This window comes from Mycolicibacter heraklionensis (assembly GCF_019645815.1).
Classification (GTDB): Bacteria; Actinomycetota; Actinomycetes; order Mycobacteriales; family Mycobacteriaceae; genus Mycobacterium; species Mycobacterium heraklionense.
In genome coordinates this window covers 708,742-725,413 of record NZ_CP080997.1, presented here as the reverse complement: position 1 = coordinate 725,413, position 16,672 = coordinate 708,742, and the positions used below count along the sequence as shown (strand labels likewise).

The following is a 16,672-nucleotide window of genomic DNA, read 5'->3' as shown; positions in this document are numbered from 1 at the left end:
ATGTCCCAGCCCAGCGAATCCGAAGTCAGCCTGATCGACGTCTCCAGTTATCTTCCCGGCGAACCCATCACCGCCGACTACTACACGCAGTACGCCGAATCGGATGCGTTGCGCGACAACCTGATGTTCCGCGCGCCCCGACTTCGCCATCACGTGGGCGCCGACGAGTCCGCCGTCGACATGGTCGAGCAGGCGGCGCAGGGAATCATCGAGCGCCACGGCCGCGACGTCATCGAGAACGTCGACGTCTTGATCACCCACACCCAGTTGCCGGACATCCCGTTCTGCGGCGCGGGCGGCGGCATCGCCCACCGGTTGGGGATGCGTCCCTCCACCGTGCTGGACCTGAACAATGGCGGATGCGCCGCTTTCATTCTCGGGCTCAACATGGCCCGGCAGTTATTGTCGGCCGGCGTGGGGCGCAGCGCATTGATCGCGATCGCGCAGAACGCCGCCGGCCAAGTCTTCGATCATCCCGAAGTACGGGGTAAGTCGCAGGCGTCGGTTCCCGGTGACGGCGCCGCGGTAGGGCTGCTCACCCGATCCGACGCGTCGCCGATCCTCGATGTCGAGTGCCGAACCTACGGCCAGTACGCCGGCGACATGACCTACACGATCGATCCGCCCCGTAAGTGGTGGCAGCCCGGACCCGGCGCCCCCTACATCGGTTTCACCGAAGACAAGATCACCAAGGTGCTCGCGCGCGGTAACCGGCAGGTTCCCGAAGTCGCTCTCGCGGTCTGTCATCGCAACGGCCTGTCCCCCTCGGATATCGGACTCCTGGTCACCAACCAGCCCAACCGGGTCTTTCTGCGCAATTGGCGGGAAGCACTCGAAGTCCCCGAGTCGCGGCACGTCGACACCTTTGATGAGTGCGGCAACCTGTTCGGCGCCGGCATCCCGATCAATCTGGATCGGGCGATCACCGGCAACCGGCTGCAGCCGGGCGAGGTGGTGGTGATGGCCGGCTTCGCGCACGCCGGCGACTTCGCCGGTGCGGCGGCCATCCGATGGGGCGGACGGCCGCGATGACCTCGGCGGCGCACGCGGATTCGGTCACCACGCATCTTCGCAGCGCACTTCCGCCGGCGGTCGACCCGTGTGCGTTGTCGCTCAACGAGAACCCGCTACCGCCGCTTCCGGCGGTGCGCGCCGCGCTGGTTGACTTCATCGGGGCGGCCAACCGCTATCCGGACTTCCTGCCCACCCGGCTACGCCGACTGGTGGCAGACCACGCCGGCGTGGCCGAGGAGAACGTGGCGCTCGGGCCGGGGGCATCCGGGCTGGCCATGCGAGTGCTGCAGGCGGTAGCAGCTCCTGGTGAGCGAATCGTACTGAGCAAGCCGACTTTTGAGGGCTATCCCGTTTTTGCGCAGATGGCCGGGCTGACCGCGGTCGACGTCCCCCTGGACAGCTACGGCCATCACGAACTGGCCGCGATGGCCCAGGCGGCCAAGGACGCCCGGGTGCTGGTGTTATGCCGCCCGCATAACCCGACCGGAACCCTGGAGTCCGTCGCCGATGTCGAACGGCTGGTCGCCGACGTTCCCGCCGATACCATCGTGCTGCTCGACGAGGCCTACATCGAATTCGTCGCACCGAGCCAGCGCATCGACGTCCCGAGACTCATTGCACGTTTCCCGAATGTGATTGTGCTGCGCACCTTCTCCAAAGCCTACGGCCTGGCCGGCCTACGAATCGGCTACGCGCTGGCGGCACCGAAGCTGGCCGGTCTGCTGTGGTCCATGCAGCTGCCGTTCGGCATCAGCGCCGGCTGCACGGTGGCGGTGGCCGCTTCCTACGCGGCCGAAGAACAGCTGGAGCAGCGCATCGCGCATATCGTCGCCGAACGCAGCTATCTGCGGGCCCGGCTGCGGGCATCGGGTGCGTACACCACCGATTCCCACGCGAACTTTGTGTATCTGCCGGCGACGGGTCGGCCCTGGAGCGAGGTCTTCGCCGACAGCGGCCTGCGGGTCCGGAGCTATCCCGATGGGGCGGTGCGGATCACGGTCGGTTCCCGCGGCTCCACCCGGATGGTGTTGTCCGCCGTCGAGCGGACACTCAATGCGCCAGCAGATGCACCGCGCGGCCAAACGCCGCTGGCAGTGCACAACACGCGGGGACCACAGCCCGTCGGGCCGGCTGCCACGCGCTGGCCAGCACCAGGCCGCGGGTGAGCAGTCGATAGCGGCGAGTGATCGAGTGCCAGGTGCGCTCGTAGGACGACGGGTTGTCGTCGACGATCGCCGCGACGGCGGCAGCGGCCTGTTTGACGGCCAGGCTGACGCCTTCACCGGTCAGCGCATCCTCGTAGCCGGCGGCGTCACCGACCAGCAGCACCCGGCCGACGACGCGGCGCGAAACCACTTGCCGCATAGGGCCGCAGCCGCGCGCGGGACCACGTTGGGCGTCGGCGAGGCGGGCCGCCAGGGCAGGAAACCAGTCGAGCTGCGGGCGGTGCGGCGACAAGATGGCGACGCCCACCAGGCCAGGTTCTACCGGCGTCACGTAGGCCTCCCCCCACCGCGACCAGTGCACCTCGACGAACTCCGACCACACCGGCACCTGGTAGTGCCATCGCAGCCCGAAGCGCCGCGGAGCGCCTGCGACACAGGAGATCCCGACGGCGCGGCGGACGACGGAGTGCAGCCCGTCGGCGGCGACCAACCATCTGGCCCGAATGCCGCCCGCCGTGACTCCCCCGGCGTCTTGAACGACGTTGTCCACCCGCGTGGCGATCCAGTCGACGTCGGTCTGCTTGGCCCGATCGGTCAGGGCGGCATGCAGGGTGGTGCGTCGCACGCCGCGCCCCGGGCCGTTGCGAAAGGACGCCTCGGCCCGGCGCTGCTCGTCGAGGTAGTTGATGCCGCGCAGCGGCATACCGACCGGGTCCACCCCGAGCGACTTCAGCACGGCCAGCCCACCGGGCATCAGGCCCTCCCCGCAGGCCTTGTCGATCGGGCTGGCCCGGGGATCGGCGACGATCACCGAAAGTCCCTGCTGCCGAGCGCACAACGCCGTGGCCAGTCCCCCCGGCCCGCCACCGACGATCAGCAGGTCGGCGTCGAAGCCGGTCACCGGCGCCCCAGCAAGACGTTCGCCGCCCGAATCCTCATGTCGAGGTCACGGTACCGCCGGGGCCGTGGTTCAACGGCGCGGCGTAGCTGGCGAATTTTGAACGGTGGGGCTGTCCACTACGTATCTTGTCGGGAGGGATGCCCGTCGGCATCTTCGGTTGACCATTTCGGCGGAAGGTCACTACGTGCTGCACCGGATCGCCCTGCTGGCCCTCGCCGCTCCGCGCCGCGTCCTAGCCCTGGCCGGGCTGGTGATGGTCGCAGCCGCAGTGTTCGGGATCCCGGTGGCCGACAAGCTGTCCGCGGGCGGCTTTCAGGACCCCGGGTCGGAGTCCGCGCAGGCCACTGCGCTGTTGACCGACAAGTTCGGCCAGAGTGACCAGCAGCTGCTGATTCTGGTGAGTTCACCCGACGGCGCCGACAGCGAACGGGCCCGCACGGTCGGCACCGAGATCGCCGGACAGCTGCAGCAGTCGCCGTTGGTCTTCAACGTCGCCTCGCCGTGGACGGATCCGCCGTCGGCGGCCGCCCGACTCATCAGCACCGACGGCTTCGCCGGCCTGATCGTAGCCAACCTCAGAGGCGGCGAGAACGACGCGCAGAAGTACGCCCGCACCCTGGCCGACCAGGTGGCGCACGACCGGGACGGGGTCAGCGTTCGCGCCGGCGGCGGTGCGATGGTCTACGCGCAGATCAATCACCAGAATCAACATGACCTGCTGCTGATGGAGTCGATCGCGATCCCGCTGAGCTTCGCGGTGCTGGTGTGGGTGTTCGGCGGTCTGTTGGCCGCGGCATTGCCCGTGGCGCTCGGCGGTCTGGCCATCGTGGGCTCGATGGCGGTGCTGCGGCTGATCACGCTGGGCACCGATGTGTCGATCTTCGCGATGAACCTCACCACCGCGATGGGCTTGGCACTGGCGATCGACTACACGCTGCTGATCATCAACCGCTACCGCGACGAGCTGGCCGAGGGCGCCGCCCCCGATCGCGCGCTGATCCGAACCATGGCCACCGCCGGTCGCACCGTGCTGTTCTCGGCGATCACGGTCGCGCTGTCGATGGCGGCCATGGTCTTGTTCCCGATGTACTTCCTCAAGTCGTTCGCCTACGCCGGGGTGGCGACGGTGACGTTCGTGGCGCTCGCCGCGACCACGGTGACGCCGGCGGCGATCGCGCTGCTGGGACCCCGGCTCGACGCCCTGGATCTGCATCGCCCCATTCGCCGTTTGTTGCGGCGGCCCGCGCCCGTCGCCCGCCCGATTGAGCAGGGATTCTGGTACCGGTCAACGAAGTTCGTGGCCCGCCACGCGGTGCCGATCGGTCTGGTGGTGGTCACGCTGCTGGTGTCGGTCGGAGTGCCGTTCCTCGGGGTGAGGTGGGGCTACCCCGATGACCGGGTGCTGCCGAGTACCGCGTCGGCGCACCAGGTCGGCGACGCACTGCGCGAGCGGTTCGCCGACGACTCCGACCGGGCGGTACCGATCGTGGTCCGTGACGCGCACAGCGTTACGCCCGAGGAACTGGACCGCTATGCCGCCGAGCTGTCCCGGGTACCGGAGGTGTCGTCGGTGTCGGCGCCGACCGGCACCTTCGTCAACGGCGAGCGGGTCGGCGATCCCGCAGCGGCTACCGGGATCAAAGACGACACCGTGTTGCTGACGGTCGCCAGCACCGCCCCGCTGTTTTCACAGCGTTCCGAAACCCAGCTCGATCTGCTGCACCAGGTGCCGGGCCCGGGCCAGCGTCCGGTACAGATGGCTGGGCTGGCGCAGATCAACCGCGACAGCGTCAATGCGATCACCGACCGGCTGCCTCTGGTCATGGGGCTGATCGCCGCCATCACCTTCGCGCTGCTGTTCCTGTTGACCGGCAGCGTGGTGATGCCGCTCAAGGCGCTGATCCTCAACATCTTGTCGCTGGCCGCCGCGTTCGGGGCGCTGGTCTGGATATTCCAGGACGGGCATCTCGGGGCGTTGGGCACGACGCCCACCGGCATGTTGGTCGCCAACGTGCCGGTGTTGTTGTTCTGCATCTCGTTCGGGCTGTCGATGGACTACGAGGTGTTCCTGGTGTCCCGGATCCGGGAGTACTGGCTGGCCTCGGGTCGCACCCGCGCCGACAACGACGAGAGTGTGTCGCTCGGGGTGGCGCACACCGCTCGGGTGATCACCGCTGCAGCGCTGATCATGTCGATCTCGTTCGCAGCGTTGATCGCCGCGCAGGTGTCGTTCATGCGGATGCTCGGGCTCGGTCTGACGCTGGCGGTGCTGGTGGATGCCACCCTGATCCGGATGGTGTTGGTGCCGGCGTTCATGCACCTGATGGGCAGTTGGAACTGGTGGGCGCCCGGCCCGCTGGCCTGGCTGGCGCGGCGCTTCGAGATCAGTGAGAACGGCGGTTCAACGGGTCGCCATGCCGCGCCGCCGGGGCTTCGGACCCCGCACGTGCCGGCGCATCACGGTGCGCATCGGGCTCACCGGGGCACGCACGAGGCCGCGTTGTCCACCCCGGATTAGGCCCGGACGCGGCCGCCTACTCGTCGCAGGCCGAACGTATTCCGGTGTACCCGAAGTCGTCGCCCTTCCACAGCAGCGGTTCGCGAAGGTCCGTCGCCAGTGCATACGAAAGACAGTCACCGAAGTTCAACCCCGCAGGATGGCTGCTGCCCTTGCCGAAATCCGCGTAGGCCTGCCTGGCGAGCCTGGCTTGTCGTTCGGTGACCGGCTCGATGACAAAACCGGCGTCGTCGAGGAGTTCATCCAAGGCTCTGCTGATGATCGGATCGCGCTGCGAATCCAAGACGATCCCACATTCGAGGTACGCCGCCGCGGACAGCCGACGCGATTGCGCCCCGGCGATGGCCCGGGCGTAGCGGGGCGCGTCATCTTCATCCCGAAGGATCGCGATGATCGCCGACGTGTCGACGATCATGGCATTCCGTGCTGGTCATAGAGCAGAGTGCCGTGGTCCAGCCGCTTGGTTTCCGGGCTCATCCGGGCGGCGGTCCGCCTTCCGATGGCCAGTAGCCGCGCGGCGGCGGCGTCCGCCTGCACGTGGACAAGCCGGTCGCGCACCGCGGTGGCCACCGCCTGCGCCTGGGATTCGCCGGTGATCCGGGCGATCTCTTTGACCGCTTCATGAACCGCTGGATCTTTGATGTTCAACGCCATGATTGGTACCCTCCTACCATTGAAATGGTACCTTGGTAGTTAGGGTCGCCGCAGGGTCTGACAGCTCAAGTCCCGCAGAACGTGCGGTAGGCACCGAACTCCGGCGGTGCCGGCGCGGCGTATGCCTCCAGGCCGTCGCGCTCGCGGTAGGGATCAGTGATCACGCCGAGCAGCTTTTCCACCGGCGCCAGGTCGCCGCGCATCGCGGACGTCAACGCCTGCTCCACCAGGTGATTGCGCGCAATGTAGACCGGGTTGACCCGGTCCATTGCGTCGACGTCGGGCCGCATGGCCCGCCAGCGCTGCAGCCAGTCACCGAACACCGCGGGCAGTGCATCGACGTCACCGCGCCCGGCCGCCGCCAGCTGCCGGAAGAACGAGGTGTAGTCCACCTGATTGTCGGTCATGAGCGCCAACGCCTGGTCGATCAGCGCGGCGGCCTCCACGCTGGCGGACAGCCCGAACTTCGCCAGCATCCCCGCCGACCAGAGACCGTGGTAGCGCGGCATGAACCCTTCGAGGGTTTCGACCGCCACCGACAGCGCCAGCTCCTCGGTGGCGGCGAGCAGCGGCAGGATGGTCTCGGCGAACCGGGCCAGGTTCCATTGCGCGACCAGCGGCTGGTTGCCGTAGGCGTAGCGCCCGGCGTAGTCGATGGAGCTGAACACCGTCGCCGGGTCGTAAGCCTCCATGAATGCGCACGGCCCGTAATCGATGGTCTCCCCGGAGATGGACATGTTGTCGGTGTTCATCACCCCGTGCACGAATCCGACGTGCATCCACTTCGCGATCAGCGACGCCTGGGCCTCAAGCACCCCCTGAAGCATTGCCAGGTAAGGGTTTTCGGCGTGTACGGCATCGGGGTAGTGCCGGGCGATCGCGTAGTCGGCCAACCGCCGCAGCAGCCCCAGGTCACCGGTGGCACGAGCCTGCTGGGCGACGAGTTGGAAGCTGCCGACCCGCAGGTGGCTGGCGGCGATGCGGGTCAGTACCGCCCCGGGCAGCGGGGTCTCCCGTTGCACCTGAGCTCCGGTGGCGACCACGGCCAGGGAACGGGTGGTGGGGATCCCCAGAGCGTGCATGGCTTCGCTGATCACGTATTCGCGCAGCATCGGGCCCACCACGGCCAGGCCGTCGCCGCCGCGGGCGAACGGGGTGGGCCCGGAGCCCTTGAGGTGGATGTCGTGTCGGTGCTCGCCGTCGAGTTCACCGAGCAGCAGGGCGCGGCCGTCACCGAGCAGTGGCACGTAGTTGCCGAACTGGTGTCCGGCATAGGCCTGGGCCACTGGAATGGCACCGTCGGGAACGTCGTTACCGGTCAGCAGTTTTAGGCCGTCGGGACTTTTCAGCCAGGCCGGGTCCAAACCCAGTTCGGCGGCCAGGCTCTCGTTGAGTACCAGCAGCTCGGGTTGCGGTGGCGTGGCGGCCTGCCAGGGCTGGGCGAGTTCGGGGAACTGGCGGGCAAAGTCGGCGGTCAGAATCGGGGACGCCATCTGGCCAGCCTACGGGCAGATCAGGCGGTGCCGAGTAGAGCGGCGACGCCGGCCGCGTCGGGCACAACGTGGGTGACGTCGGGGATGTCGCTGAACGCAGCGTCGGCCGAGACCAGGGTTGACGCGGCGGGTTTGGCGGCGGCAGCCAGGACCGCATCGAAGGCGCCAACACTCGGGGTCGTCTCGAACATCGTCAGTCCACGCTCAAGGTCCTCAGCGGTGACGCCGACCAGCGGCCACAGCAGTTCGACGTAGCTTCGGCCCAGCGCGACAGCATCCCGGCGTTCGCGCCCGCGGGCGCGAACATGAACGAGCTCCTGGATCGCTTCGACACCGCTCAAGTCACTTCCACCACTTCCGCACCGCCGGAGCCGGTGTGTGTGATGTTCGAATCGGATAGCGGTGGCGATATCACCCGCGGATGCACAGGCCGGATCACCGCTATCGCCCACGGTGTTCCGGTGATCACCCGGGACCGCTCCTACCCGCCAGCGGAACTAACCTTGCCACGGTGACGGAACAGCGCCGCTGGGACACCGCGAAGACAGCGGCATGGCGGATCGGGACCGCCGTCGTCGTCGCCGCGATCTTCATCGGCCTGTACCAGGTCAACCGCGCCCATCCGATACGCCCACAGATCCCGATCCCGTCGGCGCAGGCGATCGGACCGGGCATCGGCATCAACGTCTCCCCCGTCGGCGATTCAGCCGGCATCAGTTGCACCACCGGCTTCCTGGTGCGCACCCGCGACGGCCGACCCGGCTTGCTGGTAGCCGGGCACTGCAACCCCGGCGGCGGGCCGGGGCAGGTGGTGATCCGTCACGGCGGTGCCTTCGCCTATCGCACGATCGGCACGTTCACCGAGACCGTCAACGACGGCAGCAACTGGGATGACTACGACATCGGACTGATCACCCTGGACGATCCGGGCAAGATCCCCTTGACGTCGGTCGTCGACGGGCATCCGGTGACCGGGTCAGCCGACTACGTAGCGGTCGGTGATGTGCTGTGTCACTACGGAATCCGCAGTCGCGGCGCGGTATGTGGTCCGGTGGTGGCCAGCGAGACGAACAAGGTCCGGTTTGAAGCCGCCGGTACCTGCGGCGACTCCGGCGGGCCGGTGTACCGACTACGTGACGACGGCACCGCCGAGGCGGCCGGCATCTACATCGCGGTTTCCGACGGCACCTACTCCGAGCCCAAGTGCGAAGACCCGCACCCCTTCTCGATCGCCCAGACCATCACTCCGTGGCTGTCGGCCTGGGAGCTGACCCTGGACACCACCACGGGCCGCTGACGCGCCGTCGCGGTGCTGGCGGCGGTCACCCAATGCTCGTAACCTGGTGAAACGAGGTCCAGGAGGGCAGTGCGATGGGTGTGTCAGTGCAATCTCAGGCCAGGACGCGGCTGTTCGCTCGGGTGATCGGCCCGTTCCTGATCATCCTCACCGTGACGGCACTATTTCGCGCGCCGCAGGTGTGGGAACGCGCCTCGGAATACCGGGCCGACCCGCTATGGCTGTGGTCGACCGGAGCGTTCACCCTGCTGGCCGGCTTGATTGTCTTGGCGCTGCACCCGTATTGGCGCGGCGCGGCCGCCGTCTGCGTCTCGCTGACGGGCTGGATCACCACGCTCAAAGGGCTTGCGTTGGTGGTGTTTCCCGACGGCGGTATGTCGGCGGCGAACGTCGCGATGCGCGCTGAAGGCTGGACGCGCGCGGCCTACGTGCTGTTCGCGCTGATCGGGCTGTATCTGACCTACGTCGGCTGGACGCCGTCGCGGGATCGCGAGCCCAGTAGCCAATACGTCGGACCCTAGCCGGTTGCCGCGGCGCGAATTCGCCGCAACAAATAGTTGGTCGCAACAACGTGCATCCGCGTTCCGATTACCAGGGCGCGATAGACGCGGCCATGAAGTCCGGGAAATGCCGCGTAGCTGTGGGCGTGCACTCGCGTCGCACCACCCTGTTCGTCGGTGAGCTCGAACACCAGTCGATAGCGCGAAAATCGATGCTGCCCAGCCAGATCAATCCGTTCCGTCTCAACGCTTTCGGCCACTTCGAAGCCGGCACGGGGCCGCAGGCCGAGCGGCGCGAGAAGCGGATTGCGTTCGTTGTCGTGCAACATGGCCTCGACATACCGCTGCAGGGCGCTCCACACCCGGTCGCGCGGCGCGTCGATCCGTAGCGTGTGCTCGTCGATGTAGGGCAGGTCGATGGTCATGGCAGTCACCTTGTCTGGGTCGGGATGGCTTGGCGAAAATCGTCGGATGCCAAACAGCGGGCCTGTTCGGTGACCGCTGCTCGTAGGCTGGCGACGTCGTCGAGGCGGCGGCCCGCATCGATGGCACGCCGCGCCCCACGGACCGCTATCTGCGGTTGACGCGCGAGACGTTGTGCGAATTCACTTGCTGCAGAATCGAGTTCGTCGTCGCCGACCACGCGGTTGGCCAGTCCGATCCGCAGCGCCTCCGCGGCGTCGATGACCTCGCCGAGCAGGATCAATTCTCGCGCTCGCCCCTCCCCGACAAGCCGCGGGAGCCGAAACGTGGCGCCCATGTCGGGCAGCAGGCCGTAGCGGGTTTCGGTCAGGCCGACCCGGGCGTCGCGGGTGAAGATGCGGATGTCGCAGGCCAGTGCCAGCTGCAGCCCCGCCCCGTAGGCGTGGCCCCGGACCGCCGCGACGCTGGGACAGCCGAGCTGGGGAATCCACTCGAACGTCGCGGCCACGCGAAGGCCGAGCTCCACAGTCTCGTCATCGACAGGTCGCTCGGCGAGCGCGACCAACGTCCCGGCCATGTCTTCAACCAGGTCAATGCCGGCCGAGAAGGCCGGCCCGTCGCCGGCCACGATCAGACAGCGAAGGGCCTCGTCGGCCAGCAGCTGTCTGCCGAGATGGTCCAGCTCCGCGCGCATTGCCGGGTTGAGCGCGTTGCGCTTGCCCGGCCGCGCCAACGTCAGCGTGCCGACGTGCGCGCGCTCCTCATAGCGGATGGTCTCGTACTTGCTCATGTCCTATAGACGATCCCGCACCGGCGAATGTGACACCAGCGGACTGTCACACTCGGGCGCCGTCAGCCGTCCTAGGAGATGAACACCCGAAACAGGAAGGACCGAAACCATGAACATCGCACTGTGGACCGCCCAATTCGCCCTGGCCGCGGTATTCGCCGCCTCCGGTGGCGCCAAACTCACCATGACGCGCGAGCGTCTGCTGGACACCGGCCAAACCGGGGTAGCGATGTTTCCCATGCCGGTGGTGCGTTTCACCGCGGCGATGGAACTTCTGGCGGCCCTCGGACTCATAGCGCCCGGGCTCGTGGGGATCGGGCGGATGCTGACCCCGCTGGCCGCCGCGGGATTGTGCGTCGTCATGGTCGGTGCAGCCTGGGCACACTCCCGGCTGCACGAGCCGAAGAGTGTCGCCGTGAATGCCGCGCTGTTCGCTGTGGCGGCCTTTGTTGTGCTCGGCCGGCTGCTCTGATGCAGGCCCGCTCTCAGAACGTGTCGACGAACCTCCGCGGCGGTACGTCCTTCCCGAACCCGACCGACGCCGCCAGCGTCGCGGCGATCAGACCGCGAGTCTCGGCGGGGTCAATGACGTCGTCGATTTCGAAAAGCGTTGCAGCGTTGAGGGCTTTGGCGTTCTCCTGCGCGACGGCGGTGGCTTGCCGGACGCGTTCCTCCCGCTCATCGGGATCGGCGATTGCGTCCAGTTCCTTGCGCAGCCCCAGCCGGACCGCACCCTCGAGTCCCATCGGGCCCAGATGCGCGCTTGGCCAGGCCACCGTCAGCACGGGCTCGTGGAGGCTGCCGCCCATCATGGCCTGGGCACCCAAGCCGTAGCCGCGCCGCAGGATGACCGCGATCAGCGGAACTCGCAGCGCCGCGCCGGCCACCAGCAGCCGAGATGCCCTCCGTACCAAAGCTTCTGCTTCGGCGGCGGGGCCCACCATATAGCCGGGGCAGTCGACCAGCGACACGATGGGCAGCCCGAAGGCGTCGCACAACTGCAGGAAACGTGCGGCTTTGTCCGAGGCGGCGGCGGTGATGGCCCCGGCCATCACCATGGTGTTGTTGCCGATGATCCCGACGGGGCGGCCTTCGATACGCGCCAGCGCGGTGACCATCTCGGGTGCGAACCGCTCCCGCAGGAACGTCACCGAGTCAACGTCGGCGAGGGTCTCGATGACCGGCTTGAGCGGGTAGGCGCGCCGTGCCCGCTCGGGAATCATGGCGCGCAATGCGTTCTGGTCTGCCGCAGAGCCGGGGGCGGTGGCACCTTGGAAGTAGCCGAGGACTCGTTTGGTCACCGCGACGGCCTCGGCTTCGTCGGCCACCACCACGTCGACGACGCCGTTGGGGGCCTGCATCGAGATCGGTCCCACGTCATCGGGGGCGACGTGGCCCAGTCCGCCGCCGGCGATCATCGCCGGGCCCGCCATGCCAATCGACGTGTCCGCGGTCGCGATGATCAGATCCGAGGCACCCGCGATCACCGCATTGCCGGCAAAACAGCGGCCCTTGACCACCGCGATACGCGGCACCAGCCCGGACAGCTTGGCCCACAACGCGAATGCCGGTACATCGAGCGACGACACCGTCGGATAGTCGGTGTCGCCGGGCCGGCCACCGCCGCCTTCGGCAAAGAAGACCGTCGGCAGACGCAGCCGTGCGATGAGCTCGAACAGGCGATCCTTCTTGAAGTGGCCGATCGCGCCCTGGGTGCCTGCCAGCACGGTGTAGTCGTAGGCCAACACGGCGCAGGCGCCGCGTTCGGGTCCGAACAGCGCGCCGTTGATCGTGGCGGTTCCCCCCAGCAGGCCGTCGCCGGGGGTGTTGGCAATGAGGTCGTCGATGTCGCGGCGGGCACGTTGGGCCGCGATAGCGAACCGCCCGTACTCGACGAAGGTCCCGGGGTCGACCAGGTCGGCGATGTTCTCGCGGGCCGTACGGCCTCCGGCGTCGTGCCGGCGTTGTACCGCGTGCGGCCGAGCCGCGTCCTCGGTCAGCGCGCGACGGCGCAGCAACTCCAGGTGATCGTCACGCAGCGGAGCGTCGGGCATGTGGGATTCCTTCGCTGGGGTCTTGACTCAGAACAACATCATGGGCCGCCCGGCATCCACAAGCCTCGGGATGCGCGGCGGGACCATGTGGGCTGATGCCCGGCTTTGCGCGACAACTCTGACCACGGGGCTGACATAACATCCGTTGTCGCGCAAAGCCGGGCGAACATCCTGTCGTGCCACTCCGGCGTCGCCCCCTACCCTGATGGCCATGGCGAACGAGGAACAGCAGCAGGCGTGGGCCACCCAGGGCATCGACTGGGTCGACAACGCGGCCATCTTCGAGGCGGTGCTGGCGCCCTTCGCCGACGCGGTGACCCAGGCCGCCGACATCGCCCCCGGCACGCGGGTGCTCGACATCGGCTGTGGCTCGGGCACATTGCTGCAGCGCGCGGCGGCCCTCGGCGCCATCGCGTTCGGCGTGGACATCTCCGAACCGATGGTGCAGGCGGCACGCCGACGAGTCCCAGAGGCCACCGTCGCGCTCGGAGACGCCCAGATCGTGGACCTGCGCGAGGCCGCAGACGGCGCATCGTTCGACCGGGTCATTTCCCGGTTCGGGGTGATGTTCTTCGACGATCCGGTGGCCGCGTTCACCAACATCCGCCACGCAGCGGCCCCCGGTTCCCGGCTGGCGTTCGTGTGCTGGCGCGAAGGCGACAATCCGATGTTCACCGCGGGCATCGACGTCCTGGCCGCCAAACTGGAATCACCTCCCGCCGCGCTGGATCCCGCGAGCCCTGGCCCGCTGGCTTTCGGCGATCCCGAGCGGGTGCGAGCCATCCTGACCGACGCCGGCTGGACCGACATCGCTGTGGAACCGTTCGACGGGATCTGCAACTTCAGCATCGGCGGCAGCGACGGCGTCGAGGAACGGCTGACGTTGATCCTGGCCAACCGCACCGGGCAGCAGGCCCGCGCCGAACTGCAGGAACGGCTGGGTGCCGACGGCTGGGCCGGTGTCGTCGAGGAGCTGCGCGAAGAGCTGCGCCGGCAGCGGGTCGACGGCGTGGTGCAGTTCCCGGGCCGCACCTGGGTGGTCACCGCGATAGCGTGACCGGGACCGCTCCGCTCCCCGGTAAGGACTCCCGTGACCCCACACCCCTTCGACCGTGCCATGCAACTCGAGACTGTCGACATCGGGACGTTTCGCGGCGCCACCCGCCCGGAATGGGCCAACATGGTCGGGCCATTCGGCGGGATCACCGCGGCGGTTTTACTGCGCGCAGTCGAATCCCACCCCGAGCGCATCGGCGACCCGCTGGCGCTGACCGTCAACTTCGCCGCACCGATCGCCGACGGCGAATTCGAGATCGTCGTGCGCGCCGCCCGAACCAACCGCAGCAACCAGCACTGGGTGCTTGAGCTCCGTCAAGGCGACGAGGTCAAGACCACCGCCACCGCGCTGTTCGGCCTGCACCGCGACACCTGGGCCGACGACGAAAGCCACCCGCCGAGCGCCCCCGCTCCCGAGGACGTCGCCCCCGGCGGATTCGTCGACGCCATCGTCTGGGCCAAGCGCTACGACATGCGCTTCACCGAGGGCCCGGTGCCCACCAAGGCCGTAGAGCCCAGCCCCTCGTCGACCACCACGTTGTGGGTGCGCGACGCCGAGGACCGACCGCTCGACTTCGCGGCGTTGGCATGCCTGTCGGACGTGTTCTTCCCTCGGGTGTTTTTGCGCAGCGGCCGATTCCTTCCCGCCGGCACCATCTCCCTGACCACCTACTTTCACGCCGACCGGGGCGAAATCGATGCACTGGGAAGTGATTTCCTGCTGGCCAGCGCGCACGCCAACCGGTTCTCCCGCGGCTACTTCGACCAGAGCGCGCACCTGTGGTCGCGGGCGGGCCGGCTGGTGGCCAGCACGCATCAGCTGGTGTATTTCAAGGACTGACGCCGCGGCTCGGCCTCGGGTGAATACCGGGATCGCCGTCGCTGAACTAGCGTCGCCGGTATGCCCGAGGAACTCGGCGCCCACGCCGACGCCGCGCGAGCACGCGAGGATGTCCTGGCGCGGCAACTGCGGAGGTCCGTGCAGGCCGACCGGGCTTTCCTGGCCACGGTCCGCGGTGCCGCGCAGGCGGCAGTGCTGGGACGCAAACGGCTTGACGGCATCGAGGCCGAGATCCGCGAGGCGCTGGCCCACCATCGCGCACTGTCGTTGGAGACCCCGGCCGGCGCCCGCCAGTTCCAGCGGTTCCTGACCGCCAAGACCCGCGATATCCACCAGGTGATCGCCGACACCGTCGCCGACAGTCAGACCCGCGCGCAGACGGTGCGCTCCTTGAGGGGCGGCTACTCGGCCGAGGACCGGCAACGGCCCACCATCCAAGCGGTAGACCACACTTTCAAGCGGACCCCGGCTACCGATGACGCACGCCGGCTCAACCAGATTGACGCCTTCCGGAAAGTCTTCGGCCGCGATCCGGTCTCCAGATCCGACTGGACCACCGCGTCCGCGCTAGATGCGCATACCTACGACCCCAAGTTCCAGGGCGTGAACTCCGAGGTTCGGGTGGCCAGGATCGATCCGGTGCCCGGGCAGGGCGTGGTGCGGGCATCGCAGTGGATTCCGCAGCGGGACGTGAGCAGCGTCCCGCCATGGAAACGCGACTTCGGCAATGAACGCGGACCCAATGCGCACTTCGATCCCGAGGACACCAAGGTCACCACCTACATCGACTACGACAACGGCGTCGTGGTGATGCGGCAGAACCCTTCCGTCGAACTCAATTCCAGCGGTGGCCCCGGGAGGGTAAATGTCGGTGTCCCCCAGGGCAGCGTTGCGCAAGCCTCGGACGGTTCGGTGCGGATCAAGTACGACGCGGGCAACCCGTTCGCTCCGGGTGCGTTGACCGACGTCCACGGACCGTTCGGTGACCACCGCTGGAGCGTCAACGGCGACTTGGTGTTCACCCCCGACCCGGGTGGTGTGCACGTGGACGGCACACGCACCGACTATCCGTCGCTGGAGGTCTACCAAGATCTGCCGAACGGAACTACCCGAACGGTTTTGATCGATCCCGCACAGTCCGGCAGCAGCGTGGGCCCGGCCCTGAACCTTCCGTTCCATCACGAAGTAGGCCTCGGCGGCAAGGCGTTTATGCCCTTCGATACCACCGATTTCGTCCCGATCGCTTCCCTGCCGTCGGTACCGTCAGCTTCGGGCAGACCGGGCAGCGCCCCCGCGTGACCAGTGAAAGGACCTAGATCCATGCCGATTGCAACGCTGGCCCGCATCCGCGACAGCGGCCCCGACGTGTGGAAGACCGCGACATGGGCAGCACCGCTCGTCGTCCAAGTCGTGTTCGCAGCAGCATTGGGCGTCGGCTGGCTACTGGGTCATTTTCCGACCAACAGCGATGCCGGGTATTCCCTCTTGATCGTGGCCACGGTCATCATCACCACTGTCGCATCGCTGCTGATCGGCGCGAGGCTGCTGCGCGCTGAGTCACCGCGTCGGCGCAGCCTGGGATTGGCCCTTGGGGGAGCCGGCCTGGCCGCCGCCGCCGTCGGCTTGTCATACGCCCTGATTTTTCTACCAATGCTCACCGCATGAGCGCCCCGCCCGCCGAAGATCGCTACGGTCCGTACGGTTTCGTCGCCGCGCTGGGGACAATAGCGATCGTCGAGACCGCGACGTGGGTGTTGGTTCCTTTTTGGCTCGCCCAGCTGTACCTGTTGGGCGTCGCGACCCTGATCCTGGTGCCCACCGGCTTTTTCATGTGGCAGACCGGTGGCGTCAAAACCGCTCAGGTTGGCCTGGGCATCCTCGTCGGCTACCTGGCGACGCCCCTGACGATCGCCCTCGTCGTCATCCCGCTAGTTGTCGTCACCCAGCTACTGCGCCTGGCTTGAA

At 67.8% G+C, this 16,672-nt stretch carries 19 protein-coding genes; 11 read left to right on the top strand and 8 right to left on the bottom strand.

The window, feature by feature from the left end; all coding sequences use genetic code 11:
* Together K3U94_RS03440 and K3U94_RS03435 are read left to right on the top strand one after the other, a co-directional pair.
* Window positions 1-1,032, top strand: a complete 1,032-nt coding sequence (locus K3U94_RS03440; protein ID WP_220695578.1) for a 3-oxoacyl-ACP synthase III family protein — start codon at window positions 1-3, stop codon at window positions 1,030-1,032.
* Window positions 1,029-2,180, top strand: a complete 1,152-nt coding sequence (locus tag K3U94_RS03435) for an aminotransferase class I/II-fold pyridoxal phosphate-dependent enzyme (protein ID WP_220696653.1) — start codon at window positions 1,029-1,031, stop codon at window positions 2,178-2,180. Before K3U94_RS03440 ends, K3U94_RS03435 begins: the two co-directional genes overlap by 4 nt.
* Here K3U94_RS03435 and K3U94_RS03430 read toward each other — a convergent pair.
* Window positions 2,065-3,081 (bottom strand): NAD(P)/FAD-dependent oxidoreductase, encoded by a 1,017-nt coding sequence (locus K3U94_RS03430; protein ID WP_220695577.1) that lies wholly within the window; start codon window positions 3,079-3,081, stop codon window positions 2,065-2,067. The two genes, K3U94_RS03435 and K3U94_RS03430, sit on opposite strands and share 116 nt — an antisense overlap.
* A 184-nt stretch (window positions 3,082-3,265) precedes the next feature.
* On the opposite strand from K3U94_RS03430, the gene K3U94_RS03425 reads away from it, so the two are divergent.
* Window positions 3,266-5,599 (top strand): MMPL family transporter, encoded by a 2,334-nt coding sequence (locus K3U94_RS03425; RefSeq protein ID WP_220696652.1) that lies wholly within the window; start codon window positions 3,266-3,268, stop codon window positions 5,597-5,599.
* 16 nt (window positions 5,600-5,615) lie between these two features.
* Here the strand turns inward: K3U94_RS03425 and K3U94_RS03420 are convergent, their stop codons facing one another.
* The 4 genes from K3U94_RS03420 to K3U94_RS03405 all read right to left on the bottom strand — a co-directional run bounded on the left by K3U94_RS03420 (window position 5,616) and on the right by K3U94_RS03405 (window position 8,087).
* Entirely contained in the window at window positions 5,616-6,014 is a 399-nt protein-coding gene (locus K3U94_RS03420; protein WP_220695576.1) for a type II toxin-antitoxin system VapC family toxin, read from the bottom strand.
* The gene (locus tag K3U94_RS03415; protein WP_047320910.1) at window positions 6,011-6,253 is read right to left on the bottom strand and encodes a type II toxin-antitoxin system VapB family antitoxin; all 243 of its coding nucleotides are present in this window, start codon (window positions 6,251-6,253) and stop codon (window positions 6,011-6,013) included. The genes K3U94_RS03420 and K3U94_RS03415 overlap by 4 nt, the downstream gene beginning before the upstream one ends.
* Window positions 6,254-6,318: 65 nt before the next feature.
* Window positions 6,319-7,746 (bottom strand): protein adenylyltransferase SelO, encoded by a 1,428-nt coding sequence (locus K3U94_RS03410; RefSeq protein ID WP_220695575.1) that lies wholly within the window; start codon window positions 7,744-7,746, stop codon window positions 6,319-6,321.
* Between the two features lie 20 nt (window positions 7,747-7,766).
* Window positions 7,767-8,087 (bottom strand): PIN domain-containing protein, encoded by a 321-nt coding sequence (locus K3U94_RS03405; protein WP_230987380.1) that lies wholly within the window; start codon window positions 8,085-8,087, stop codon window positions 7,767-7,769.
* A 170-nt stretch (window positions 8,088-8,257) separates the two neighbouring features.
* Here K3U94_RS03405 and K3U94_RS03400 point away from each other — a divergent pair, with 170 nt between their 5' ends.
* Both K3U94_RS03400 and K3U94_RS03395 read left to right on the top strand, forming a co-directional pair.
* Window positions 8,258-9,043, top strand: a complete 786-nt coding sequence (locus K3U94_RS03400; protein WP_220695574.1) for a chymotrypsin family serine protease — start codon at window positions 8,258-8,260, stop codon at window positions 9,041-9,043.
* A gap of 74 nt (window positions 9,044-9,117) precedes the next feature.
* Window positions 9,118-9,564: a hypothetical protein gene (locus K3U94_RS03395; protein WP_220695573.1), complete on the top strand. Its 447-nt coding sequence runs from the start codon at window positions 9,118-9,120 to the stop codon at window positions 9,562-9,564.
* Here K3U94_RS03395 and K3U94_RS03390 read toward each other — a convergent pair.
* Together K3U94_RS03390 and K3U94_RS03385 are read right to left on the bottom strand one after the other, a co-directional pair.
* On the bottom strand, window positions 9,561-9,968 hold the full coding sequence (locus K3U94_RS03390; protein WP_220695572.1) for a hypothetical protein: 408 nt from the start codon (window positions 9,966-9,968) through the stop codon (window positions 9,561-9,563). The genes K3U94_RS03395 and K3U94_RS03390 overlap by 4 nt on opposite strands.
* Window positions 9,969-9,973: 5 nt before the next feature.
* A complete protein-coding gene (locus tag K3U94_RS03385) occupies window positions 9,974-10,756 on the bottom strand; it encodes an enoyl-CoA hydratase/isomerase family protein (RefSeq protein ID WP_220695571.1) in 783 nt (260 codons plus the stop codon).
* A 109-nt stretch (window positions 10,757-10,865) separates the two neighbouring features.
* Here K3U94_RS03385 and K3U94_RS03380 point away from each other — a divergent pair, with 109 nt between their 5' ends.
* Window positions 10,866-11,228 (top strand): DoxX family protein, encoded by a 363-nt coding sequence (locus K3U94_RS03380; RefSeq protein ID WP_047320906.1) that lies wholly within the window; start codon window positions 10,866-10,868, stop codon window positions 11,226-11,228.
* A 13-nt stretch (window positions 11,229-11,241) separates the two neighbouring features.
* Here the strand turns inward: K3U94_RS03380 and K3U94_RS03375 are convergent, their stop codons facing one another.
* A complete protein-coding gene (locus tag K3U94_RS03375; RefSeq protein WP_220695570.1) occupies window positions 11,242-12,810 on the bottom strand; it encodes an acyl-CoA carboxylase subunit beta in 1,569 nt (522 codons plus the stop codon).
* Window positions 12,811-13,021: 211 nt separating this feature from the next.
* Between K3U94_RS03375 and K3U94_RS03370 the strand changes: the two genes are divergently transcribed.
* The 5 genes from K3U94_RS03370 to K3U94_RS03350 are packed head-to-tail and all read left to right on the top strand — an operon-like array spanning window position 13,022 to window position 16,671.
* Entirely contained in the window at window positions 13,022-13,867 is an 846-nt protein-coding gene (locus tag K3U94_RS03370) for a class I SAM-dependent methyltransferase (RefSeq protein WP_220695569.1), read from the top strand.
* A 60-nt stretch (window positions 13,868-13,927) separates the two neighbouring features.
* Window positions 13,928-14,707, top strand: a complete 780-nt coding sequence (locus tag K3U94_RS03365) for an acyl-CoA thioesterase (RefSeq protein ID WP_220696651.1) — start codon at window positions 13,928-13,930, stop codon at window positions 14,705-14,707.
* A gap of 60 nt (window positions 14,708-14,767) precedes the next feature.
* Complete coding sequence (locus K3U94_RS03360; RefSeq protein ID WP_220695568.1) at window positions 14,768-16,006, top strand: DUF4226 domain-containing protein; 1,239 nt, start codon at window positions 14,768-14,770, stop codon at window positions 16,004-16,006.
* Between the two features lie 21 nt (window positions 16,007-16,027).
* Window positions 16,028-16,372, top strand: a complete 345-nt coding sequence (locus K3U94_RS03355; RefSeq protein WP_220695567.1) for a hypothetical protein — start codon at window positions 16,028-16,030, stop codon at window positions 16,370-16,372.
* Window positions 16,369-16,671 carry a hypothetical protein gene (locus tag K3U94_RS03350; RefSeq protein ID WP_220695566.1) on the top strand — a complete coding sequence of 101 codons (303 nt, stop codon included), beginning with the start codon at window positions 16,369-16,371 and terminating at the stop codon, window positions 16,669-16,671. Before K3U94_RS03355 ends, K3U94_RS03350 begins: the two co-directional genes overlap by 4 nt.
* Window position 16,672: the final 1 nt, after the last annotated feature.

Coding starts and splice junctions, on each gene's coding strand:
- K3U94_RS03375 (WP_220695570.1), bottom strand. CDS start 12,810: ATGCCCGACGCTCCGCTGCGTGACGATCACCTGGAGTTGCTGCGCCGT.
- K3U94_RS03360 (WP_220695568.1), top strand. CDS start 14,768: ATGCCCGAGGAACTCGGCGCCCACGCCGACGCCGCGCGAGCACGCGAG.
- K3U94_RS03415 (WP_047320910.1), bottom strand. CDS start 6,253: ATGGCGTTGAACATCAAAGATCCAGCGGTTCATGAAGCGGTCAAAGAG.
- K3U94_RS03350 (WP_220695566.1), top strand. CDS start 16,369: ATGAGCGCCCCGCCCGCCGAAGATCGCTACGGTCCGTACGGTTTCGTC.
- K3U94_RS03410 (WP_220695575.1), bottom strand. CDS start 7,746: ATGGCGTCCCCGATTCTGACCGCCGACTTTGCCCGCCAGTTCCCCGAA.
- K3U94_RS03390 (WP_220695572.1), bottom strand. CDS start 9,968: ATGACCATCGACCTGCCCTACATCGACGAGCACACGCTACGGATCGAC.
- K3U94_RS03420 (WP_220695576.1), bottom strand. CDS start 6,014: ATGATCGTCGACACGTCGGCGATCATCGCGATCCTTCGGGATGAAGAT.
- K3U94_RS03365 (WP_220696651.1), top strand. CDS start 13,928: ATGCAACTCGAGACTGTCGACATCGGGACGTTTCGCGGCGCCACCCGC.
- K3U94_RS03440 (WP_220695578.1), top strand. CDS start 1: ATGTCCCAGCCCAGCGAATCCGAAGTCAGCCTGATCGACGTCTCCAGT.
- K3U94_RS03395 (WP_220695573.1), top strand. CDS start 9,118: ATGGGTGTGTCAGTGCAATCTCAGGCCAGGACGCGGCTGTTCGCTCGG.
- K3U94_RS03370 (WP_220695569.1), top strand. CDS start 13,022: ATGGCGAACGAGGAACAGCAGCAGGCGTGGGCCACCCAGGGCATCGAC.
- K3U94_RS03355 (WP_220695567.1), top strand. CDS start 16,028: ATGCCGATTGCAACGCTGGCCCGCATCCGCGACAGCGGCCCCGACGTG.
- K3U94_RS03435 (WP_220696653.1), top strand. CDS start 1,029: ATGACCTCGGCGGCGCACGCGGATTCGGTCACCACGCATCTTCGCAGC.
- K3U94_RS03380 (WP_047320906.1), top strand. CDS start 10,866: ATGAACATCGCACTGTGGACCGCCCAATTCGCCCTGGCCGCGGTATTC.
- K3U94_RS03385 (WP_220695571.1), bottom strand. CDS start 10,756: ATGAGCAAGTACGAGACCATCCGCTATGAGGAGCGCGCGCACGTCGGC.